The sequence below is a fragment of the Thermococcus indicus genome (assembly GCF_006274605.1).
GTDB classification, from domain to species: Archaea; Methanobacteriota_B; Thermococci; order Thermococcales; family Thermococcaceae; genus Thermococcus; species Thermococcus indicus.
On record NZ_CP040846.1, the window covers coordinates 1904360 to 1926716 of the forward strand.

The 22357-nt window shown below is 55.2% G+C and carries 25 protein-coding genes; 16 read left to right on the forward strand and 9 right to left on the reverse strand.

Annotation, left to right across the window (positions count from 1 at the left end; genetic code table 11):
* Positions 1-2: 2 nt before the first annotated feature.
* A complete protein-coding gene (locus FH039_RS10315) occupies positions 3-359 on the forward strand; it encodes an Mth938-like domain-containing protein (protein ID WP_139681249.1) in 357 nt (118 codons plus the stop codon).
* Here FH039_RS10315 and FH039_RS10320 read toward each other — a convergent pair.
* Complete coding sequence (locus tag FH039_RS10320) at positions 349-1812, reverse strand: hypothetical protein (RefSeq protein ID WP_139681250.1); 1464 nt, start codon at positions 1810-1812, stop codon at positions 349-351. The two genes, FH039_RS10315 and FH039_RS10320, sit on opposite strands and share 11 nt — an antisense overlap.
* Before the next feature lie 9 nt (positions 1813-1821).
* Entirely contained in the window at positions 1822-2583 is a 762-nt protein-coding gene (locus FH039_RS10325; RefSeq protein WP_139681251.1) for an ABC transporter ATP-binding protein, read from the reverse strand.
* Positions 2584-2897: 314 nt separating this feature from the next.
* Here FH039_RS10325 and FH039_RS10330 point away from each other — a divergent pair, with 314 nt between their 5' ends.
* Positions 2898-5324, forward strand: a complete 2427-nt coding sequence (locus FH039_RS10330) for a hypothetical protein (protein ID WP_240703220.1) — start codon at positions 2898-2900, stop codon at positions 5322-5324.
* 1 nt (position 5325) lies between these two features.
* On the opposite strand, the gene FH039_RS10335 is transcribed toward FH039_RS10330, so the two are convergent.
* From FH039_RS10335 to FH039_RS10345, 3 genes are read right to left on the reverse strand one after another with little or no spacing between them, the layout of a single operon-like run.
* Positions 5326-5763 (reverse strand): type II toxin-antitoxin system VapC family toxin, encoded by a 438-nt coding sequence (locus tag FH039_RS10335; protein WP_139681253.1) that lies wholly within the window; start codon positions 5761-5763, stop codon positions 5326-5328.
* Positions 5760-5948: an antitoxin family protein gene (locus tag FH039_RS10340; RefSeq protein ID WP_139681254.1), complete on the reverse strand. Its 189-nt coding sequence runs from the start codon at positions 5946-5948 to the stop codon at positions 5760-5762. The genes FH039_RS10335 and FH039_RS10340 overlap by 4 nt, the downstream gene beginning before the upstream one ends.
* A 35-nt stretch (positions 5949-5983) precedes the next feature.
* The gene (locus FH039_RS10345) at positions 5984-6667 is read right to left on the reverse strand and encodes a diphthine--ammonia ligase (protein WP_139681824.1); all 684 of its coding nucleotides are present in this window, start codon (positions 6665-6667) and stop codon (positions 5984-5986) included.
* Between the two features lie 60 nt (positions 6668-6727).
* Here FH039_RS10345 and FH039_RS10350 point away from each other — a divergent pair, with 60 nt between their 5' ends.
* The 7 genes from FH039_RS10350 (at position 6728) to FH039_RS10380 (ending at position 12677) form a co-directional block, all read left to right on the forward strand.
* The gene (locus tag FH039_RS10350; protein WP_139681255.1) at positions 6728-8419 is read left to right on the forward strand and encodes a prenyltransferase/squalene oxidase repeat-containing protein; all 1692 of its coding nucleotides are present in this window, start codon (positions 6728-6730) and stop codon (positions 8417-8419) included.
* A gap of 3 nt (positions 8420-8422) precedes the next feature.
* Positions 8423-9166, forward strand: coding sequence for an MBL fold metallo-hydrolase (locus FH039_RS10355; RefSeq protein ID WP_139681256.1), 744 nt, complete (start codon positions 8423-8425; stop codon positions 9164-9166).
* 75 nt (positions 9167-9241) lie between these two features.
* Positions 9242-10390, forward strand: coding sequence for an inositol-3-phosphate synthase (locus FH039_RS10360; RefSeq protein WP_139681257.1), 1149 nt, complete (start codon positions 9242-9244; stop codon positions 10388-10390).
* A gap of 51 nt (positions 10391-10441) precedes the next feature.
* Complete coding sequence (locus tag FH039_RS10365; protein ID WP_139681258.1) at positions 10442-11044, forward strand: DUF4443 domain-containing protein; 603 nt, start codon at positions 10442-10444, stop codon at positions 11042-11044.
* Positions 11045-11048: 4 nt separating this feature from the next.
* Complete coding sequence (gene pyrF / locus FH039_RS10370) at positions 11049-11696, forward strand: orotidine-5'-phosphate decarboxylase (protein ID WP_139681259.1); 648 nt, start codon at positions 11049-11051, stop codon at positions 11694-11696.
* A gap of 2 nt (positions 11697-11698) precedes the next feature.
* Positions 11699-12217, forward strand: a complete 519-nt coding sequence (locus FH039_RS10375) for an RNA-binding protein (protein ID WP_139681260.1) — start codon at positions 11699-11701, stop codon at positions 12215-12217.
* A gap of 1 nt (position 12218) precedes the next feature.
* The gene (locus FH039_RS10380) at positions 12219-12677 is read left to right on the forward strand and encodes an adenylyltransferase/cytidyltransferase family protein (protein ID WP_139681261.1); all 459 of its coding nucleotides are present in this window, start codon (positions 12219-12221) and stop codon (positions 12675-12677) included.
* Between the two features lie 133 nt (positions 12678-12810).
* On the opposite strand, the gene FH039_RS10385 is transcribed toward FH039_RS10380, so the two are convergent.
* From FH039_RS10385 to FH039_RS10400, 4 genes are all read right to left on the reverse strand, one after another.
* Positions 12811-13155 carry a CopG family transcriptional regulator gene (locus FH039_RS10385; protein WP_206206154.1) on the reverse strand — a complete coding sequence of 115 codons (345 nt, stop codon included), beginning with the start codon at positions 13153-13155 and terminating at the stop codon, positions 12811-12813.
* Positions 13142-13912, reverse strand: coding sequence for a ParA family protein (locus FH039_RS10390; RefSeq protein ID WP_139681263.1), 771 nt, complete (start codon positions 13910-13912; stop codon positions 13142-13144). The genes FH039_RS10385 and FH039_RS10390 overlap by 14 nt, the downstream gene beginning before the upstream one ends.
* 34 nt (positions 13913-13946) lie before the next feature.
* Positions 13947-15200: a cell division protein FtsZ gene (ftsZ, locus tag FH039_RS10395; RefSeq protein ID WP_139681264.1), complete on the reverse strand. Its 1254-nt coding sequence runs from the start codon at positions 15198-15200 to the stop codon at positions 13947-13949.
* Positions 15201-15266: 66 nt separating this feature from the next.
* Complete coding sequence (locus tag FH039_RS10400) at positions 15267-15458, reverse strand: ribbon-helix-helix domain-containing protein (RefSeq protein WP_139681265.1); 192 nt, start codon at positions 15456-15458, stop codon at positions 15267-15269.
* Between the two features lie 209 nt (positions 15459-15667).
* Between FH039_RS10400 and cgi121 the strand changes: the two genes are divergently transcribed.
* The 7 genes from cgi121 to FH039_RS10435 all read left to right on the forward strand — a co-directional run bounded on the left by cgi121 (position 15668) and on the right by FH039_RS10435 (position 22304).
* Positions 15668-16075, forward strand: a complete 408-nt coding sequence (gene cgi121 / locus FH039_RS10405; RefSeq protein WP_139681266.1) for a KEOPS complex subunit Cgi121 — start codon at positions 15668-15670, stop codon at positions 16073-16075.
* Positions 16076-16160: 85 nt separating this feature from the next.
* Positions 16161-17339 carry a pyridoxal phosphate-dependent aminotransferase gene (locus tag FH039_RS10410; protein WP_139681267.1) on the forward strand — a complete coding sequence of 393 codons (1179 nt, stop codon included), beginning with the start codon at positions 16161-16163 and terminating at the stop codon, positions 17337-17339.
* A gap of 10 nt (positions 17340-17349) precedes the next feature.
* A complete protein-coding gene (locus FH039_RS10415) occupies positions 17350-17613 on the forward strand; it encodes a TMEM165/GDT1 family protein (RefSeq protein ID WP_139681268.1) in 264 nt (87 codons plus the stop codon).
* A 12-nt stretch (positions 17614-17625) separates the two neighbouring features.
* Entirely contained in the window at positions 17626-18831 is a 1206-nt protein-coding gene (locus tag FH039_RS10420; RefSeq protein WP_139681269.1) for an MFS transporter, read from the forward strand.
* Complete coding sequence (locus tag FH039_RS10425) at positions 18821-19150, forward strand: hypothetical protein (protein ID WP_139681270.1); 330 nt, start codon at positions 18821-18823, stop codon at positions 19148-19150. Before FH039_RS10420 ends, FH039_RS10425 begins: the two co-directional genes overlap by 11 nt.
* 100 nt (positions 19151-19250) lie before the next feature.
* Complete coding sequence (locus FH039_RS10430) at positions 19251-20375, forward strand: tungsten cofactor oxidoreductase radical SAM maturase (protein ID WP_139681825.1); 1125 nt, start codon at positions 19251-19253, stop codon at positions 20373-20375.
* Between the two features lie 111 nt (positions 20376-20486).
* The gene (locus FH039_RS10435; protein WP_139681826.1) at positions 20487-22304 is read left to right on the forward strand and encodes an aldehyde ferredoxin oxidoreductase family protein; all 1818 of its coding nucleotides are present in this window, start codon (positions 20487-20489) and stop codon (positions 22302-22304) included.
* Positions 22305-22357 lie beyond the last annotated feature (53 nt).

The window sequence follows — 22357 nt, forward strand, 5'->3', positions numbered from 1 at the left end:
TCATGAGGGTCGAGTTTCCGGAATTCGGCAGGATAGTCGTGGACGGGAAGGTTTACAGCCACGACATCGTGATCTACCCAAGCGGAAAAATCGGGGAGCGAAAAAAGTGGCTCAGCAAGAACAAGCACGGAACCAGTCATAAACTCGACCCGGATGAGCTGAGGGAGTACCTAACGGAGGACTTCGATGTTCTCATCGTCGGTACGGGAGCATGGGGGGAACTGGCACTCCTGCCGGAGAGCAGAAAGCTGGTGGCCAACAAAGAGGTAATCGAAAGGCCAACAGAGGAAGCGGCGGAGCTCTTCAACGAACTCTGGGGAAAGAGGAAGGTTCTTGCGATATTCCACATCACCTGCTGAGGAAAGCCTGAACCGCCGCGAGGCCGACGGTGGCCAGAGCCAGCGCGTAGGGATAGCCGAGGAAGTACCAGAGGCCGGCGATTGCCCCGAGGGTAACCCCATTGATTATCATAAGGGCCAGAACGTGGCCGAAGTTCGTCTCCGGCACTGACAGCTCGCTTTCACCGTGGTAGAAGAAGGCCAGCGCCACTGACGAGGTCAGGAGCGGAAGAATAACCGCGGCGGGGAGCAGGGCGAGGGTTCCAACGTCGCGGTACGAAGCCGCGAGGACGAGAGCAACGCTTGCAGTAATTGGAACGGCGTTCATGACGAGGAGCTTTGCCCGGACGAACTGACCGACCGTTATGGGCAGACTCCTCAGGAACTCGAACTCCTGACCGTCTATCTTAAGGACGGTGTCGATGCCCACCGAAGCCACCCACCCAATCATAAAGAGCACCGAAACCACACTCCACTCCCTAATGGAGCCAGAAACGAGGATGTTCAGGGCACTCGGCAGGATTATGAAGAGCGGAAAGACGAGGCCGACGAGAAGGGCACTCTTTCTGAAGGCTATCCTCAGGTCCTTCAGGGCGATAGCCACGATTGGGTGGTGGGTTTCGGCCTTAAAGCCCACGATTCTCGCCCTGAAAACCTTTGCTCCCTCCCCAAGCCTGCCCCAGAGCCGCCCAAGGATGAAGAGATAGAGCGGAACCAGAACCAAGAGGTAGCCAAGGAGGATGAGGAAGGAGTGGAACGGGTCCGTTATCGAGGCAACGGAGAATGGATAAGCCAGGGAGTACTTCGAGAAGAAGGGCAGAACCTCCTCGTAGTGCTCGTTGACGTATTGCTGAAGATAATTGATGGCGTAGAACATGCTAATGAACAGGATAACTCCAAGGGTTCTGGCGAGGGTTCTGAGCTTCGAGAACCTGCCGCCAACGCTGGCCGAGCCGAAGAAGGTGAACACCACTAGGCCGAGGACGTGGCCGAGGAAAGCGCCTACGAGTACCCAGAGCAGGCCCACAAGGCCGGGGGTGCCGTACTTGAATGCCATCGCCGCCGCCACAGGAAGGAGCGCAACGACTGCTGGGACGTTGTCTATGGCAAGGAGAACGCTGAGGTACTTGGCGCCCGTCTCAACCGGGAGCGGCTTGAGCGGCTCGAAGATCCCCATGGAGGTGGCATAGGAGGCATTGACGGTCGTCGTGTAGAGGGCCATTATGAAGGGGAGCATCGCGTAGGTCGCGAACATCACCGCCGCCCGGGCTTCGTCCTCAGCTCCGAGCACCGCTCCCGCCATCATAAACCCAAAGAAGAGGAACGCGACCGATTGGAGGGCTATACCCCGCTTTATATCGCCCGCGTTCCTGAGCTGCTTCCTGAACTTCTCCGGATCGGCGGCTATCTGCGGGTTGCTCTTCAAACGCCGGTAGTGGAGCTCCTTGTAGAGGATTCTGACTATCTCGAACATGCTCCCACCCTACAGGGCATCCTTGAGGGCCTGGACTATTCCAGCAACCTCGTCCTGACTCTCGGTGAGCTTGAGGAAAACGTCCTCCAGGCTCTCCTCATGGGCAAACTCCTTGAGCTGCTCCACCGTCCCCTCGGCGATTATCTCGCCGTTGTAGATGACGCCAACGCGGTCGCATATCGTTTCCGCGAGAGCTAAGACGTGGGTGGAGAAGACAATGCTCCTGCCCTCCTCCCGAAACTGGAGGAGGAGTTCCCTCAGAATTCGGGCGCTTTTTGGGTCCAAACCGTTCATCGCCTCGTCCAGTATGAGAACCTTCGGGTCGTGGAGCATAGCGGAGATGAGGGACACCTTCTGCCTCGTTCCAAAGCTGAGCGAACCTATCATCTCGCCGAGGTAGCTTTCTATCCCAAAGGCCCTGACGAAGGTCTCAACCCTTTCCTGGAGCTCCTCCCTAGGAATCTCCCTCACGCTCCCCACGAAGTTGAAGAACTCGACCGGGGTGAGGCTCTCGTAGAGAACCGGCGTTTCGGGGACGTAGCCGACTATCCTCCTAACCTCCAGAGGGTCTTCGGCAACGTTCACGTTCTCGACGATAACTTTTCCGGAGGTCGGCCTCAGTATTCCGGCCAAAATCTTCATCGTCGTGCTCTTCCCGCTCCCGTTCGGCCCGAGGAGGCCGTATATCTCGCCGTTGCGAACGGTGAAGGTTATTCCGTCTACGGCCCTCTTGGAGCCGAAGGCCTTGACGAGGTTCTCGACCTCTATCATTCTACCACCAGATGTGATAATAACCCGCGATTAATAAATTTTGTCCCCTGAATGACTCTTCATCGAAGAAACTCTTAAATAAAATAAGGGACACATTTGAATAAAACACAAACCCGTACGGGCTTCAATTTCTTTTCTTGCCCCGGGTTTGGGTTGGAGGTGTAGATATGAGAAACCCATCGCGGATTTTTCTGTTCCTTCTTTTGAGCGGGTTAGTTATCATTAGCGGATGTATCGGCAACACTCCTTCACATACCGAAACGGGCCCAACAGCCAGCGAGAGCCCAACGAGTAACACGGGCGAGACCTCCTCAATGGAAAGCTCTCCCGCGGAAACCGGTAGTGAAACCGGAACCGAGACCCGGACTTCAACTGAAACCTCCACCGGAACTGTAACACAAACCGAAACCCAAACGGAAACCCAGACCGAAACGGCCACTGAGACTCCAGCTCCAAACGAGAGCCTCAGCTATGATGAGGACGGGAACGTTGTATGCGAAGGCAATGACCCCGACCTGGGCTGTGAGGCCGGGGAAACGAACGAGAACGGAACCGGGCCGGGCTTTACCTTAACCGGGGGAATAAACGTCACCCTCCAGCCTGTTATAACGCCCGTTTACCTGCTCAACCTCAACTTCACCTACGCGGGGCCAATAGGGAGCCAGGCCTCCGAGCCGAACGGTGAAGTGATAAAGCGGGTCTCGGTAATCACGAGCTCAACGAACCCCGGAAAGAGCGTTACCTTCACGATAACCTTCGAGAACGAGAGCCTGGCGAACGCATACATAAGCCTGAAGGAGTTTAAAAACGTCTTCACGGGGGAGGTCTACACCTACAGGCCGACGGTCATAGAGTTCACCGAAGGGGACGAGTTTGGAAGGCGCTGGGAGCTCCACCTCTACCGCTACGGCTTCGAGCTCTACGAAGTCACCGGCGACGGGCTGGTTTCCCTCCAGAACGGTAGTGTGGGCGTTGACGGGGCCGATGTGAGCTTTACCGTTGAGAACTTCTCAGGCATCTTTCCAGAGAGGGTTTTCATGAGGATACGCCTCGACTGCGGCTCATCTGCCTGCGAGGAGCGCTTCCCGAGGAGGACTTATCCAAGCACCGGAAACTTCGTGATAGAGGCAATGAGGGGCTGGATTGACTACCACACCTCGGCATCCTACGGCAGTCCGGACGACCCGAAGCTTTCCCTGTACGTCACGGCCACCGAGGACGACCTGACGTTTAAGCTTAGCTTTAGAGATGAGAACGAGTTCAAACGGGCAATGCCGATGAGGCTCTACATTGACGCCACCGACGGGGGAGGAATCGACTGGTGGGGCCTGATAACCTCGGACAACTTCACCCTCTACGACATGAGCGACAACGTTTACAGGGAGTCTGAAGTCAGGGTCACGAAGACATCGGCCGGGGAAGTAGAGGTCGAGTTTACCGTGGAGAACATCTTCAGCATAATCCCGTGGAGGGAGTTCCGCTTCTGGTTTGCGGGCTACTACTACCGCTTCCCAGCAAAGAACAACCTCTGGCTGGACGCAACTCACGGGGTTAAGGTCGAGGAGGACGTTGATAAATACTTGGTCGTCGTTGTGGAGGACGTTTACGTTAGGGAAAACGGGGACTCAAGGGAGGGCGAGATTCAGCTGGTTTCCTGGGCGTTCCCCGTTTACTGGGAGCACGAGAACGACTGGAACTGGACCTACGGGCCAATCTATGCCGTCAGCTACCCGGGAAGGCGGTGGGTTGAGGCCAAAGACAACAGCAGGCTCCTCTACCACGATGAGAGGGCCATAAGCGTCGAACACCTCTACGTGAACGGTTATCCAATATTCGTCATGCCCCTGGACGAGGCGAGGGAATACAAGAAAATTTACGTCCACACCGCCGGCTGGGACGTTGACGACCCCGGCGAATACATCACCCTCGGGGCGGGCTTTCTGGTGGATTTGGCCCTCGGACTCGCAACCGGGGAGATAGGGACGGCAATGAAGTACGGTTATTCCGGAGCGATGCTGATTAACCAGCTCTTCACAGGCGAGAGCGCGAGCGACTTCTTTGGTTCGAGGCTGATGGAGGCCTTTGGGTCCAAGCCCGACCCTGTAGGTTACAACGCCTTCACCATAGACCCCCGCGATGATTACCGCTACGGCAAGCTCATCGAGGTCTGGGATTTCGGCAAGAACCTGAGGGTTACCTATCTGGTTTACGAGGTTGATGTCCCCAGAACGCTCCGCTACGACACCCTAAAGGCATACCTGACAACGGTGAGCTTCACGAAGGACACAGAGATTGGAGACGACGAGTACTACCTCTACGCGAGGGCCTTCACGCACTTTGAGCCGGTCGAGATTGCGGACGTTCCCGACATCACTGCTGAGGAAACGACCGGAATGGTTCCGGCGGAGGCTTCATACCGCTATCCGGCAGGGAGGAGGGTTGTCTCGGGCAACAAGGTAACGGTGAGGCCAAACCTTCTCCTGATAGAGCACACCATGGCGAACGTTCCCTTCATCTACCTTGAGTACAACGCCTGGGAAGAAGACGCCGGAAAGTGGGGCAACGACGACGACCCGATGGGACAGGTGGCGATAACTGTCCTCCTCGACAACGACGCACTCAGGTGGGACGAAATCTCGGCCGTTCCAAAGATGGTCTGGAGCCTTGAGTTCCAGTCGTGTGGTGTCTCTGGAGGTTGCTCAAAGGCATGGTTCTGGGTGAGAGTGAAGGGGGAGAACTAAGCTAACTCTCCTTTATCTTTTTAATGGCCTTTTCAAAATCGTCCGGGAGGCAGTACGCCTCGACGCCGGCTTTTCTCGCGTTTTTCACCTGAAGTCTGTCACAGGATATTAGCATTGCGGACGTCTTGAAGGCAAGCGCAATGTAATACAAATCCACGGCCCTTCCGTGAACCTTGGGGGCTATGGCCTCGGCAACCTGGTAGAACTCATCCTCCCCTACGAAAGTTACACCTTCTCCAAGTGAGTCCACTACAGCTATTGCTTTAGCCCCTATCTTTCTGCTGAAAACACTCAGGAGTTCGATTTTGGCTATCCTCAGCATAATGACCTCATGTCTCTCCTCAGATATGGCTTTCAGTAGTTCCTTTGCAAGCATGTGTCTCTCGCCAAGCTTTGGAAGGAGTGAATCAACGATTACCGATGCATCTAGGACAATCACTTTCTCTCCCTCACGAGTGTCTCGGTGAGGTCTTCTTCGATGCCCTCGAACTCCTTTTCAAGCTCTGAAACTATCTCATAAAGGGAACGCTTTATGATGAGCTGAACCTTTTCCCCCTCCTTGAGGTTGATTCTTTTTAAGGGTCTCAGCGCCCCGTGGTCGTAGACGGCTTCAACCTTTTCCATGACAATCCCCTTTTGAACTTTGGCTTTAATGCAAATTAAACTTGTCCCTTCGGCTCAAGGTGTGCCCTCTTAACCTCAAGCACGCCGGAGTAGTTGCACTCGCTCCACCTCTTTTCCACCTCGTCGAAGACTACCCTCGCTTTGAAGAAGGGCGCATCCCTCACGAACGTCTCGAACTCACCGCCTTCCCCTGCCACGTGGATTTTATACTTCTCGTGGAGCCTAACCAGTTCCTTCAGGGCATCCTCGTCTATCCTCCTTCCAAGCCAGCTCTCATCGAGGCCGTAGGCGGCCGTTCCGACCATGACCACGTCGAAGATGCCGATTATCTCGTGCATGTACTCGATTGGGTCGCGGTGCCAGGCGGGGGCGAAGCTCTCCAAGCCGAGCTCCTTTGCTACCCTGTCAACGCGCTTCTTCTGGTACTCGCTGGCCAAGGCACCGGCAACGACGCCGTCTATCCTCAGCCCCTCAAGGACGGCCTTCATGTCCTCTACCTCTTTCTCCTTCTCGCCGCTCGTAAAGCCCTTCACGAGGGGAATCCCTACCGCCTTCGCCTGGAGCTCGGTGAGGTGAATGTTCGGCACGTGGTACATGTAGCTCTCGTCGCTCTCGCTCACCATCGAAACGAGGTATTTGACCTCGAAACCCTGCTTCAGCGCCCAGTAGAGGGCGTAGTTTGAGTCCTTTCCACCGGAGTAGAGCACAGCGACGCGCATCTTCACCACCGTTCCGGTTATAGAAAGCAATAAAAGAGCCCCCTTAAAAGTTTAGTCCGTATGGGGAGGGTAGAGACCAACGTTCCCCACCTCAAGATCAACCTCGGGGTGTGGCGGAAGCTCTACGCCCTGACTGGGGGGTACGTAGATAACATCGAAGATGTTAGCAGGGGCCATCTGTGGAGCGTTGGATTGAGTCCTGACTTCTGGGTAGTTATAGACGCTATGAAAAGCTGGAAGGTGCCTTTCCATGTAGTTATGATTCTATGGGCACTGCGAGAGAGACAACTCGATAACGGCGGCTTCCTAAGGCTCGGGGAGCTGAGCAGGTACGTTGAGACGGGGAGCGTTTACCGCTACGTTGAAATCGCCGCTCTGGCCGGGGAGACGTTGAAAGATGATACCCACATGCGGAAAGCCCTCGACTGGCTTCTGGAGCACCAGCTAGAGGACGGCTCTTTTCCGACGCACGAGATGTCCAGCATCGGCGAGGTAGGGACGACGGGACGAACGGTGAGGATTCTGGCAATGGCGATTGAGAATGAAGCGGGGCAGTCCACTGAAAAGATACTCAAGGCCATCGAAAGGGCCCTAGCCTACCTGAAAGAAAGGCACCACAGGAGTGTAGACCTTGGTTGGTGGTCCCGAACCGAGCGGGATAATGGAAGAAGCATAGTCGGAGCGTCTTCCCTTGCCGTCTTGGCAATTCTCAAGGTGAGGGAGCTCTCCAGGAGATTCCCCCTTGAGGTTCCCCTTGAAACCGTGGAGCCGACTTTGAGATGGCTTTTGAGGGAGTTCGAGGAAACGACCGGCTGGCCGGAATCTGCAGGCGAGGTCTCAAAAATAGACACGACGTTCTACGCTTCGTGGGCCCTGCTGTGGGCCTGGGAAAGCGGACTGCCCGTGGAGAAGGGGAAAGTCCGCTCAAAGATTCTCGATGCCTTTGAGAGACTTCACTATCTGACGAGGGATACCCTCTACGACACGAGCTTTGTACTTCGCTTCCTGGCGCTCCTGGTTCGGTACAGGCGTTTGCTTGGAATCAAAGAGGAGCGGTTGAGGGCGTTGATAAGAAAGTACCTTCGCCGTCTAATGGGCGAAATCGGAAGGGTTTTCAAAAGCGATTCCGATACTTACCTTATGGAACTCGTCGGTATAACCCTCCTCGAAGCAAGCAAAGCTATGAAAGAACTTGGCATGAACGATGAAGTTCGGGAACTCAGGCGGTTTCCGGGTATGCCACCGAGCTTTATATTAAAGGAGATACTTGAGAAGTCCAGCAACGCCAGCGACGTTCTCTACCTCCTGATTGGTCCGAAGACGAAGTGGAAACCTTTCGTAAGTCTCATCGACACTCTGGTGAAGATGGACATATTAACAACTCTTATCGGCGTTACCCTGGGCCTCCTTGTCATCATTAACGACTTCTCCGATGCGTTCTTTAGGGTGATGCTGTCCCCACACCCCTCCTCCGCGGGACTGCTGTCGTTTCTCATGGCGCTGATGCTAACCCTGGTTTGGATAGGGATAAAGGTGGTGCCCGAAAAATCGAGGCTTGAGGCGGTTATGAGCTACACCCTCGCCATGCTTGCGGCCTACCTCTACCTCAAAACCTTTCTGAAGGCGTCAGGTATTGAAGCGTCCCCAGATGCCTTCGCTTTCCTAAAGGTTCTGCTCCTGCTGGCAATAGTAATAGACGTCACTGTTAAACTTCTCGATACAGCCGTCTTCAGCAAAATATTGGGGGGATAACTTGTGATAGTCAATCTGCTCGGAACCGGAGGATCTGAGGGCATTCCGAACTACCTGTGCAGATGTCCCGCCTGCCAGGAGGCCAGGAGGTTAGCCTTCGCGAGAAGAAAGCCCACCTCGGTTTTGATTGTCTCTGAGGAAGGAACGACGATTTTGGTGGACGTTGGCTTTGACGTGACACCCTATGTGGAGGAAAAAATCGACGCTATACTGCTGACTCACTGGCACCACGACCACATAGCTGGACTCTTTAAGCTTCGCTGGACGTCGGAGAGGATAGAGCTCCATGCACCCTCAGGCAGTGCCAACGGGGAGATAGTAGAAAGTCCAAAGAACCTTCGAGTGGTTCTCCACGAGACGCCTCCAAGCCTAAAAATCGGGGACGTCAGGATAAGGGCTTTCCCCCTCAACCACAGCGTTCAGACCTTTGGATACCTCATAGAGGACGGGAGCGGGACTCTAGCGGTGGTCTTTGATACGAAGGGTCTGCCACCCAAAAGCCTAGAGTTGCTGAAGAATGAGAGCCCCCACGTGGCACTGGTAGATGCAACCTTTTCCCCGGGAGTACATGACGAGAACCACAACAACATCGATGATGCCATTGCCTTAGGCGAGAGGTTCGCTGAGCTGACTGTTCTGACCCACATAGCCCATCACAACCTGCCCTTCACGGAAGCGGTGAAGTACGTCAGGGATAGAAGTGAACGGGCCGTTCTCTCTTACGACGGAATGGTTATAGTCATCTGATTTTGCAAAAATTTCATAACCAAAAACTATTTAACTACTGTAAAATATCTTAGACCAACAAAGGAGGTGGAGGAAATGGTCAGGGTTGTCATACTCGGACAGGGCTACGTTGCCAGCATCTTCGCGAGCGGCCTTGAGAAGATAAAGGCCGGAAAGATGGAACCTTACGGTGTTCCGCTTGCCGATGAGCTTCCAATCAAGATTAAGGATGTTGAAATAGTCGGTTCCTACGATGTCGATGCAAGCAAGGTCGGCAGGAGCCTCTACGAGGTCGTCAAGGCCTACGATCCGGAGGCGCCGGAGACCCTCAAGGGCATCACCGTCAGGAAGGGAATACACCTGAGGAGCCTCAGGAACCTTCCGCTCGAGGCCACCGGCCTCGAAGACGAGATGACCCTCAAGGAGGCCGTCGAGCACCTCGTTAACGAGTGGAAGGAGCTCAAGGCAGAGGTCTTCATAAACGTCTGCACCACCGAGGCGTTCCAGCCCTTCGGAAGCAGGGAGGAGCTTGAAAAGGCCATCGCCGAGGACAACAGGGACAGGCTCACCGCGACCCAGGTCTATGCCTATGCCATAGCCCAGTACGCCAGGGAGGTTGGAGGAGCGGCCTTCGTCAACGCCATACCCACCCTCATAGCCAACGACCCGGCGTTCGTCGAGCTCGCCAAGGAGAGCAACATGGCCATCTTCGGCGACGACGGTGCAACCGGAGCCACCCCGCTCACCGCGGACGTTCTCAGCCACCTCGCCCAGAGGAACCGCTACGTCCTCGATATAGCCCAGTTCAACATCGGCGGAAACAACGACTTCCTGGCCTTAACCGACAAGGAGAGGAACAAGAGCAAGGAGTTCACCAAGAGCTCGGTCGTCAAGGAGCTCCTGGGCTACGATGCACCTCACTACATCAAGCCCACCGGCTTCCTCGAGCCGCTCGGCGACAAGAAGTTCATAGCGATGCACATCGAGTATGTCAGCTTCAACGGCGCCCACGACGAGCTCGTCATCACCGGCAGGATAAACGACAGCCCGGCCCTGGCGGGCCTGCTCGTTGACCTAGCGAGGCTCGGAAAGATAGCGATCGAGAAGAAGGCCTTTGGAGCCGTTTACGAGGTCAACGCCTTCTACATGAAGAATCCTGGACCGAAGGATAAGGGCAACATACCGCGCATCATCGCCCACGAGAAGATGAGGATGTGGGCGGGTCTGGAGCCAAGATGGCTCTGATTCTCTAAAACTTTTTAATCTCCTTGCCCTATTTTTCTCGGAGGGAAGCCGATGAGCTGGAAGAGGGGAGCCTATCCTGAGTTCACGCTTGAGGATGCCGTTGCGGTTCTGTTCATGCTCCAAAACCCGACCGGGAGAAAGGCCATATCCGAGGCCCTGAACCTTGGCGAGGGCAGTGTCAGAACGCTCCTTAGGAAGCTCGGAAATATTGAGGCAATATCATCGGCCCAGCGCGGCCATTCGCTCAACAGGAGAGGAATGGAACTTCTTGAGGGGATTTCCAGGCATTTCTCAGAAGCCCGCCGTATAGGGAAAATTGAGGGCCACCCAGCATTCGCACTGACCGTGAGAGAGCCGGGGGAGTTCAAAAGCATCGAGCTCAGGGACGAAGCGATACGATTCTTCGCAAAGGGTGCAATGATACTGGTAGTCAAGGAGGGGGAGCCGGTCTTTCCGGAGGACGGAAGACCGCTGAGCGAGACCATGCCCGAGCTTGCGGAGAGGGTTAAGGAAGCCTTCAGGCTGGAGGACGGCGAGCTGGTGGTAATCACGTGGGCGGAGAAGGAAGCGGACGCCATGAAGAGCGCCTACCACGTGGCACTCTCCCTGAAGGGGGAGGTTCTTCCGGAGGAGATAAAGTCCCTCGTGAGGTGACGAAATGAGCGGGAGTGAAGACCGCAGACTAATCCTGGCCCTTGACGTGTACGAACGCGAGAGGGCGCTTGAGATAGCCGAGCACACGGCCGACTACCTCTGGGCGATTAAGGTTAACTGGCCGCTGATAATTGGCTCAGGGTTGGGCATCATCACCGAACTCAAGCAGGTTACGGGGCTGCCGATAATAGCGGACCTCAAGCTGGCGGACATCCCAAACACCAACCGGCTGATAGCGAGCAAAGTTTTCGAGGCCGGGGCGGACTACATCATAGCTCACGGCTTCGTCGGGAGAGACAGCGTTGGGGCCGTCATGGAGCTTGGGGAGACCATAATAGTTGTCGAGATGAGCCATCCTGGCGCGAAGGAGTTCATTCAGCCGGTCACAGACAAACTAATCGAGCTGGCCAACGAGCTTGAGCCCTTCGGCGTCATAGCCCCCGCCACCAGGCCCGAGCGCGTTTCGTACATACGCTCGAAGCTTAAGCATGGAATCAAAATCCTCACCCCTGGCGTTGGTGCCCAGGGCGGCAGGGCGGGGGAGGTTTTAAAGGCGGGGGCGGACTACGTAATAGTCGGCCGCTCAATCTACGCGAGCGAGAACCCGAGGGAAAGCGCCAGAATCCTGTACGAGGAGACGTTGGGGGTGTGAGAATGGAGCTGAAGGTCAAGCATCCGCTCAGCAAGAAGGAGATCAAGGAGATAATCCGGGAGATGAGCGAGACTTTCGGCGGGGAGATAGCGGGGAAGATGCTCAACAGGAAGGACAGGGTTGAGGTCGCGGAATTCGATAAAACAACGGAGATACTCCTGGTTAACGGGAAGCCGTTCTTCATAAGGAGGAAAGGACTCATATTCCCGCTGGTCATAGCGCTCTACGAACTATCCAACGAGGAGGACCTGAGGGCGTGGCCTAGGCGCGTCGTGGTCGACGCCGGCGCCGTCCCGTTCGTCCTCAAGGGTGCAGACGTCATGGCCGCGGGGATAACGGACGCCGACGAGAGCATAAAGGAGGGCGATTTCGTCTTCGTGGTCGAGGAGGACTACGGAAGACCACTGGCGATAGGCATTGCCCTGATGGACGGAAGGGCTATGAAGGAGAGGCCCAAGGGGAAGGCAGTAAAGAACATTCACCACGCCAAGGATAGGATCTGGGAACTGACGGTGGGTTGATATGGACGGGGAAACGGAGGGGAGGAAGAGAATTCGCGTCCTCGTCGGCGGGGTTTTTGACCTCCTTCACGTCGGCCATATTCACTTTTTAAGCCAGGCCAAGGCCCTGGGGGACGAGCTGGTGGTTATAGTTGCCCACGACGAAACGGTGAGAAAAAGGAAGCGCAGAGATCCGGTGAACACGGCGGAGGACAGGGCGGAACTTCTAAGGGCACTGAAGATGGTGGACGAGGTTTACATCGGCTCCCCGGGGGGTATAGATTACGAGCTGGTGCGCAGGATAGACCCGGATATCATTGCGATAGGCCCCGACCAGGACTTCAACTGCGAGCGCCTCAGGGATGCTCTGAGGAACCACGGAATAGAAGCGGAGGTCATACGGATCCCCTACCTCTACAGGAGCGACAGGGCGAAGACGAGCAAAATAATTCAGAGGATAGTGGAGGCGTACTGCGACTGATTTCAGGGTGTTATTCCAGAGTCTGATTCGAGCGGATTATTCCGCGGTTGCCGCTAGGTGTCCATCCATCGGGAGTTGGGGCCTGATTTAAGCGGGCTTATTCAACGGGTGAATCTAGGCATCTGGGTTAACGTTAAAGTTTGAACCTGCCCATGTAATCCCGAAGGAACTCCGGGTCTTCCCTCCTCACGGCGCTTAGAAGCTCCTCGAACTTCTTCTCGCCCAGTGCCATTCTAAGGTAGTAGTAAAGGTTCACCGCATCTTCCACGATTGTGCTCTGCCTCCTCCCCTCCTCGCCGTACAGCTCAATGAGCTTCCGGTTCATGTCCCTGCTTATGTAGAGGGTCTTCTGCATCTTTTCTTTCTTCATGTCCTTGGATTTCAGGGTGCCCTTCTCATCCTTCTTCCTCGGCCTGGAAGGCCTCGTGAGCTCGTTAACGGAACCGTCAAAAAGCTTGGGAATTTTATCCTTCGACAAGCTCAACCACCTCGCGGGCAAGCTTTGAAAAGGCCTTCGCGGCCCTTCCATCACCCTCGAACTCGAATATGCTGATCCCCTGGCTCTGGGCCTTCTCCAGGGCTATGGCCTTCGGGATGGTCGTCAGAATCGGGGCATCGGGATAGGTCTCCTTGAGTTCCTTGAGGCGCATCTTTGGAACCTTCGTTTGACGCGTGAACTTGTTGGGAACCAGGCCCAGGAGCTTGAGGTTCTCGTTGGTCTCCTGACGTATCATACGCATCAGGTTGAACATCAGCTGCATCCCTATGACGCCAAAATAGCTGAGCTCCAGGGGTATGAGGACGTAATCCGAGGCCGTCAGGGAGTTGACCAAGAAGATGCCCATACTCGGAGGGTTGTCAATGAGAACGTAGTCGTAGTCCGGCAGAACAGGAAGGAGGGCCTTTTCAAGCCTCCGCTCACGGTTGTATGTGTTGATTATCTCAATCTCCTTGGCTGAGAGGTTCAGGTGGCTGGGTACCAGATGGAGGTTCTCCCTGACTTCAACTATAGTACTGTCGATGTCGCTCTCCCTCGTCATCAGCGTCCCCACGTTGCTGTCTCCATGCTGAAGGACGTTCATGCCTATGAGACCAAAAGTGAGGTTGAACTGGGGGTCTATATCCACCACGAGAACCCTTCTGCCCATCGCGGAGAGAGCGTAGGCGAGGTTCATCGTCAGAGTGGTCTTTCCGACCCCACCCTTCTGATTGGCTACGCTAATAACCACTGCCATAGAACCACCCGTGCCCAAATGATAAAGAAGAAATTCAGGCAATATCCAGGAAGTCGTCTAGAATTCTCTTCGCGTAGGGCGGAAGCTCCTTCCCCTTCTTCTCGGGTTTACCAGATATCGCGTTGAAGATTCTATCAAAATCCCCGTCCTTGGACTTGAACGGCTTGACCGGCTCTGGGGTTATTATGTTGTCCCTCATCGATGAACCAACCTGGAGGGCGTGCTCGCCGCCGAGTATGTGCGGGCTTTTAACGCCGGTCATGATGACCATCGCCCTGACGACCTTGCCCATGTCCTCGTCTATCCTCGCACCCCACTTGATTTCGCTCTTCTCGCCGAGCTTCTCGTAAACGATGTTCATGGCGTCGTTTATCTCACCGAGGCTCACGTCAGGACCAACGGTGAAGTGAACCAGAGCCCTGTCGCCGCTGCCGTACTCGACCTCGAGCATCTTGTTTTCGAGCGCGTTCTTGACGGCATCAACCGCCCTGTTGCTGGAGTCGCTCTCACCGATTCCTATCAAAGCCGCACCGCCGTTGTGCATGACGCTGTAGACGTCGGCGAAGTCGATGTTCACCATGGAAGGCAGCTTGATCGTCTCGGTGATGCCCTTGACCATCCTCGCTATTATCTCATCCGCGAAGCGGAAGGCAGCATTGATGGGGAGCTTCGGAACGAGCTTGAGGAGCTTGTCGTTCTCGATGATGATGACGGTGTCAGAGTAGTACATGAGGGCCTTTATGCCGGCCTTGGCCTTCTCAATCCGTATCTTACCCTCGTTCTTGAACGGGTAGGTTACAACGCTGACGACGAGTGGCTCCCTAAAGCGACCGTTGTGCCTGGCACGCTCCTTTATGACCTTGGCAACAACCGGAGCAGCGCCCGTACCGGTGCCGTTACCCATACCAGCGGTTATGAACACGAGATCGGCATCACCGATGGTCTCGGCAATCTCGTGGGCGCTCGCCTCTGCCGCGCGGTAGCCTATCTCGGGGTTTCCGCCCGAACCCTTGCCCTGAGTTATCTCCTTGCCGAGGAGAAGCTTCCTGTGCGCCTTCGTCCTGGCAAGGTGCTGGGCGTCGGTGTTCATGGCTATGAGCTCCGCGCCCTGGACGCCAAGCTCGTAGAGTCTGGTAATGGTGTTGTTTCCAGAACCGCCAACGCCAACGATGACGATCTTTATGAGATCCTCAAGGTTCTCATCGGAAAACCCATCAACCTGTGCTGCCCTCGGCTCATTGTCAAGATCAAGTTTTATCCCGGCCTGTTCCAGGAGTTTAAATACCATCGCCCCAACCCCCAATTCAAGTCTGACTGTCTCTGGAGTTTGATTTTAACCATTGATTTCAGCGGCTTATTTTAGGATGTACTCAGGCGTTGAGCGTTCCTCAGTCTCGAGCTGGTAAAGCTCCTTCTTCAAAAGCTCGCGGATGGCCTCTCTGATTATCTCACTCCTGTTGGGATAAACCCCCTTCCTAACGAGCTGATCCATGGCGTTGATCAGTCCCTGGGGAAGCTGTACACTGATGATACGCATTTTGGTCATCCCTGCACCACCCAGTTCAGCAAGCCGCTGGGATAAATAGTGATTTAATTAGTTAAATACTTTGCGCTTGCTTGATATTATTTTGGTAATATGATTTTCAAAAATTTTTTTAAAAATCTCAGATTCGCAAAAAATTTATAAACAACCTCATGGGAAGGGCTCAGAAAGGGTTTTAACGTCGAAGAATCCACCGGGGATGGGGTGGCCCGATGAAAGAAATAACGGAAAATCTCCACATCACTAAAGTGTTCGTCAAAAATGCCGGGGAACTCATACCCTTGATAGGCGGCGACTTTCAGATAGTGAACGGCGAATGCTGGGAGGAGATAGCGTTTGCAGCGCTTCTGGCCCTCCGTTCGTTTGAGCGAGGTACCAACCACGCCAGAACCCTTGGAGGCGAGCTACTCCTTCGCCTCGCCGGGACACTCCAGATAAAAGATGCAATAGCAAAGCACGGCGTCAGGGAGGGGGAGAATTACCTGGTGGTCTTCGGGAGCCGCAACAGGGCGGGGGAGATTCTTGCGGGGCTGAACCTGGAGGAGCTACCCATGACCGACTGCGGGGCAGAAAAATCGAAAAGATTTTTTGAAAAGGCGGCTCTCGTTGAAGTTTTATAGGCAGCCGATGGCCATTCATGTGCTTTATGGTGGATAGGTTTATAAAATCGCTCCCTCATTCCCGACTGCCTGAGGTGATGTCCTCATGAGATACAAAAAACGCAAATACTTCCTTGCGGGCAGAATAAACCTCATCCAGCGCTCAAAGATTAGGGAGCTCTTCGAAAAGGCAAAGAAGATGGAAAACGTTATCTCCCTCGGAATAGGCGAGCCAGATTTTGATACCCCAGATGTCATAAAGGAGGCCGCGAAGAGGGCGATAGATGAGGGATACACCCACTACACCCCCAACGCGGGCATCCCCGAGTTCCGCGAAGCGATAGCTGAGTACTACAAGACCCACTACAAGGTTGATATCTCCCCCGATGATATAATCGTCACCGCGGGTGCCTACGAGGCCACATATCTGGCCTTCCAGACCCTTCTGGAGCAGGACGATGACGTTATCATTCCTGACCCGGCTTTCGTCTGCTATGTTGAGGACGCAAAGATTGCCGAGGCCGGCATCCTGAGGATACCCCTCCGCGAAGAGAACGAGTTCCAGGTCGACCCCGATGAGCTCGTTGAGGCAATAACCAAGAGAACAAGAATGCTCGTTATCAACTATCCAAACAACCCCACCGGCGCAGTTCTTAAAAAGAAGACTGTGAAGGCAATAGCGGACATAGCGGAGGACTACAACCTTTACATCCTGAGCGACGAGCCCTACGAGCACTTCCTGTACGAGGGGGCGAAGCACTACCCGATGATCAAATACGCCCCGGACAACACGATTCTGGCGAACAGCTTCTCCAAGACCTTTGCCATGACCGGCTGGCGCCTCGGCTTCACCATAGCCCCAACCCAGGTTATCCGAGACATGATAAAGCTCCACGCTTACGTCATTGGAAACGTCACATCCTTCATTCAGATAGCCGGAATCACCGCCCTCCGTGACAAACGCAGCTGGGAGGCCCTTGATGCAATGCGCCAGACCTATGCTGAGAGGAGGAAGCTGGTTCTCCACCACCTCAGCAAAATGCCCCATATCACGCCGTTCAGACCGAAGGGCGCCTTCTACCTCTGGGCCAAGATCGACCCAGAGCTCGGGATGAGCAGCGAGGACTTCGCAAACTGGCTCCTCGAGAACGCCGGCGTTGTCGTCATACCCGGAACAGCCTTCGGCAAGGCCGGGGAGGGCTGGATAAGGATAAGCTACGCCACAAAGAAGAGCCAGCTCACAGAGGCAATGGAGAGAATGAGCGAGGCACTTTCAAAGCTTTGAGGGAGGCGCGATGGACGGCATCTTAGCCATATTCTTCGCCATTTTCCTGGCGGAGATGGGGGATAAGACCCAGCTGGCAACCATGGCCTTCGCTGCTAAATACGGGTGGAAGGTATCGTTTGCGGGGGCAATTCTGGGCCTCGCAGCGGTTAACCTCATCGGTGCGGTTCTCGGCGACAAGCTCGGCGACATGGTGCCCCTTGAGATTGTCCACAAGTTTGCCGGAGCACTTTTCATTGTTTTCGGAATCCTCATGATATTCGGAAAGCTCTAGGAGGGATAAATCATGGACAAACGGTGGAGTTCAGTCCTGCTTGACACGCTGGTCATGACGGCCGGCTTTGGAACCCTGACCATGATGGCCGTCGCAAAGCCCGATATAATCGCCCACTTCGGGATAAGCAGCGCCGAGTACGAATGGCAGCACATAGCTTACGTCTTTGGTCTGTTCATAGCGTTCCTTCTCGGCCACACCAGGATATACGAGGGGAGCTTCAAGAAGAGCGTTGCCATAGCACTCAGCTGGGCGGCGATAGCGCAGGCACTCATTCCGCTCGCCCCCAACTGGTACGTCGTCGTCTTCCTCAGGTTCATCCAGGGTTTCGTGGTCACGCTCGTGCCGCTCTTCAGCACCCAGATAGCCCAGTTCTTCGTTGCCGAGAGGCCCTTTGCTAAGGGTATAATCCTCTCCGGTATCTTCTGGGGCGGCGTGTTTGGGAGCATGAGCGCCAAGTACGCCGTCGCGGACTTCGGATGGAGGGGCGGTTTCTGGGTTACAGTACTCATAATGTACGCCGTTCTCGCCCTCTGGTGGTTCTTCGTCGAGGACTTCGAGATAATCCACAAGACCGAGGGGGTCGAGAGGGTAAGCGTCTGGAAGATGCCCTTCACCTGGGTGCTCGGCTTCACGTTCTTCCCGGCCCTCTGGGTCATATTCACCATCATAGGGTTCTCCGCATCCCTCGGCTATGAAATCGGATGGACCAAGGAGCACGTGGCAACTCTCAGCACGAGCCTCAACATATCCAAGGCACTCTGGAGCATAGGCATGGGCTACGTCGGCTACATGCTCTCCAGGAAGAACCCGAACGCAAGGGGTCTCTTCAAGGCCATCGTGCAGGTCATGATATTCTCCTACGCGGTTGCCTTCATAGGACTGCTGGTCTACGGCAAGGCCATGCTCGCCGGCAACTACACCCTGGCACTCGCATCGGTGGTCCTCATCGGGGCCCTTCAGGGAACCGGACCGGCGTTCTGGACCAGTGCCCCGGCCACGTATCCCAGGAACATCTTCCCGAAGGCCAGCTTCGCCCTCGGTCTCATCTCCAACTCGGCCAACGCCATAGCCCCAACGATAACGGACGTACTCGCGAGGCAGAGCACCGGCCTGGCCCTGGGAGAACTGGCCCTCATGCCGCTCATAGGAATCCTGACCCTTATAGCGGTCTCGAGGATGAGGCTCCCCGTGGAGGAGCTCGGAGATGCGGCCTAAACCTCTCGTCGTTTCTTTCTTTATCCTTCTCGCGGTATTCTTCTACGGCATAGCCGCGATGAGCTTCGGAGAGGAGTACACGTTTTTTGGCTACATCCTCGTGGGGAGCGTGCACCTGCTCTTCGCCTACGGGGTTTGGGTTGGACACGAGACAATCGTGGACCTCTCGGCGTACATAGCCCTCCTGGACCTTCTCTTCGGGCTCCTCTGGGTGATGGTGGGGCTGTCTCTTCCGGCGGTGACGCTGGCCCTCCTCTCGGCGCTGATACTCTTCGTTCTGATGGACGAGGACGTAAGAACCGAGCTCAAGATGCCGTGAGGAAACTTTTCTGGCGAAAATTTTGTCATACTATATTGCCCAAGAATGTCCACCAACCGTTATAAGGGGTTGTCAAAAACTCCACTTTCAGGTGTCAGTTATGGAGGGCCACCACCTTTTCGATTTGTCGGACTACAAGGTTTTAATACCCAAAAAACCGGACCTTAGATACCTCTACCTCGAGATAACCAACCGTTGTAATCTCCGCTGTGAGATGTGCTTCAAGCAGTACTGGGAGGATCCCGAAGGCGATATGGACTGGGAGCTGTTCCTCAAAATCCTCGATGAAGCGGAGGAGCTTCCTGAGCTGGAAATGATATACTTCGGCGGAATCGGAGAGCCGACCGTTCATCCGCGCTTTATGGATATGGCCAGAGAGGTCAAGAGGCGTGGCTTCGCCCTCGGTATAAGCACCAACGGTTTCCTTCTCACTGACGAAAGGATTGAAGAGCTTGTAAAGCTCGGCCTCGACCTGATTTACTTCTCCATAGACTCCGTGCCGACCCAGCCGGTTGACATCGGGCACATAAAGCCCGACTACACTAGCTCCCGCATAAGGAAAATCCAGGAGGTAAAGAAAGAACTCGGGAGCGACGTCCCGCACATCGGCGTCGAGGTCGTCGCAACGAAGGAGAACTACAGGGAATTACCTGAGATAGCCCACTACGTCGGCTCTCTCGGCGTTGATACGCTCCTGATCTCGAATCTGATTCCGATAACCAAGGAGCACGCGGAGCTAATAGTTTACGATGGGAGCGTCGATATGAAGCCCGTCGTCGATAAGCTGGAAGCAATCTACCACGGCTACCTCCACAAGATAGCTGAGTTTTCCTTAAGGACCGAGAGGAAGTGCGAGTTCGTTGATAAAAAGGTCGCCGTCGTCCGCTGGGACGGTGAGGTAGCACCATGCTACCGCTTCCTGCACACCTATCCGGAGATAGTCTTCGGGAGGGAGAAGAAGGTCTACGCCCACTCCTTCGGCAACGTGAGAAAGAAGAGCCTGTCGGAGATATGGACTGGCAGGGAGTACAGCTGGTTCAGATATGTCGTTAAAAACGCCCTCTACCCAAGCTGTACGGACTGTCCGCTCAATGAGTCCTGTTCCTTTGTCCAAGATACCAACTACGACTGCTGGGGCAACACGCCGAGCTGCGCTGACTGCCTCTGGGCAAGGCGTATAGTGCTCTGTCCGATTCCGGAGAAGGGCATGAAAGGCTTCTGGTAGTTAAACGAATGTGCTTTCCACATCCAGCAATGCACATTTCTTTTGCTTTCGTCAAACTTATTAACATCGATGTACAAAAATGTTTCCAAGAACTACCGGAGGCTTCAGGATATGTTTGCGTATTGGGGGAAAATTTTGAGGGTGAACTTGACAGACGGGACCATAAAGGAGGAGCACTTCGACGAGAAGTTCGCGAGGAAGTGGCTGGGAACGAGGGGATTCGGTATCTACTACCTCCTCAGGGAGATGGATGCCACAGCGGATCCGCTGAGTCCTGAGAATAAGATTATATACACCACCGGCCCTCTGACAGGAACCACTGCCCCAACGGGCGGAAGATACATGGTCATAACCAAGAGCCCTCTGACGGGCTACATAGCCATGGCGAACTCCGGAGGCTTCTTTGGGGCAGAGCTCAAGTTCGCCGGCTGGGACGCGATAATAGTTGAGGGCGCCTCCGATCACCCGGTTTACCTCTACATCAACGACGAGAGCGTCGAGCTCAGGGACGCTTCCCACCTGTGGGGCAAGACATCAACCGAGACAGAGGAGGCACTCAAAGAAGAAATCGGCGACAAGAGGATTCGTGCGGCGCTCATAGGTCCGGCCGGTGAAAATCTCGTCAAGTTCGCGGCGGTGATGAACGACGAGCACAGGGCAGCCGGCAGAGGTGGCGTTGGAGCTGTCATGGGTAGCAAGAAGCTGAAGGCCATCGTCGTCCGCGGCCACAAGCGCGTCGAGGTTGCAGACAGGGCGAGGTTCACGTCGGTGGTCAAGGAGAAGACCGACAAGCTCAGGAACGACCCAACAGCAGGCGGCGGACTGCCGAAGTACGGAACCGCTGTCCTCGTGAACATAATCAACCAGAACGGCCTTTACCCCACGAGGAACTTCCAGTACAGCCAGTTTGAGTACGCAGAGGAGCAGAGTGGAGAAGCGATGGCGGCCAAGTACCTTATCAGGAACAAGCCGTGCTACGCCTGTCCGATCGGCTGTGGTAGGGTGAACAAGCTCCCAACGACTGGCGTCACCGAGGGACCGGAGTACGAGAGCATCTGGGCTCTCGGAGCACACAACGGTATAAACGACCTCGCGAGCATCATCGAGGCCAACCACTGGGCCGACGAATACGGCATGGACACCATCAGCCTCGGTGGAACGCTCGCGACTGCCATGGAGCTCTACGAGAAGGGCATCCTCAAGCAGGAGGACCTTGGAGAGGAGGCTCCGCCCTTCAGGTGGGGCAACACCGAGGTTCTGCACTACTACATCGAGAAGATCGCCAAGCGCGAGGGCTTCGGTGACAAGCTGGCAGAAGGCGGCTACCGCCTGGCCGAGATGTACGGCCACACCGAGTACTTCATGGGCGTCAAGAAGCAGGAATTGCCAGCATATGACCCGCGTGGAGCTGAGGGCCACGGTCTCGGTTACGCCACCAACAACCGTGGCGGCTGTCACATCAAGCAGTACATGATAAGCCCCGAGATACTCGGCTACCCGTACAAGATGGACCCGCACGACATCGGCGACGAGAAGGTCAAGATGGTCATACTCTTCCAGGACCTCACGGCTCTCATCGACGCCGCTGGACTGTGTGTCTTTACCACCTTCGGTCTCGGCGCCGATGACTACCGCGACATGCTGAACGCGGCCCTTGGCTGGGACTTCTCGACCGAGGACTACCTCAAGATCGGAGAGCGCATCTGGAACGCCGAGAGACTCTTCAACCTGAAGGCCGGCCTCGACCCGCTCAAGGAGGACACACTGCCGAAGAGGCTCCTCGAGGAGCCCGTCAGGAACGGGCCGAACAAGGGCCACGTCGTCAGGCTCCACCTGATGCTTCCGAAGTACTACAAGTTCCGCGGCTGGACCGAGGACGGAAAGATAACCGAGGAGAAGATGAAGGAGCTCGGTTTGAATGAGTTGTAATTTTTCCAATTTGTCATAAATTCTTTTCTACTTTGTTTGTTTTGAATGCGAGC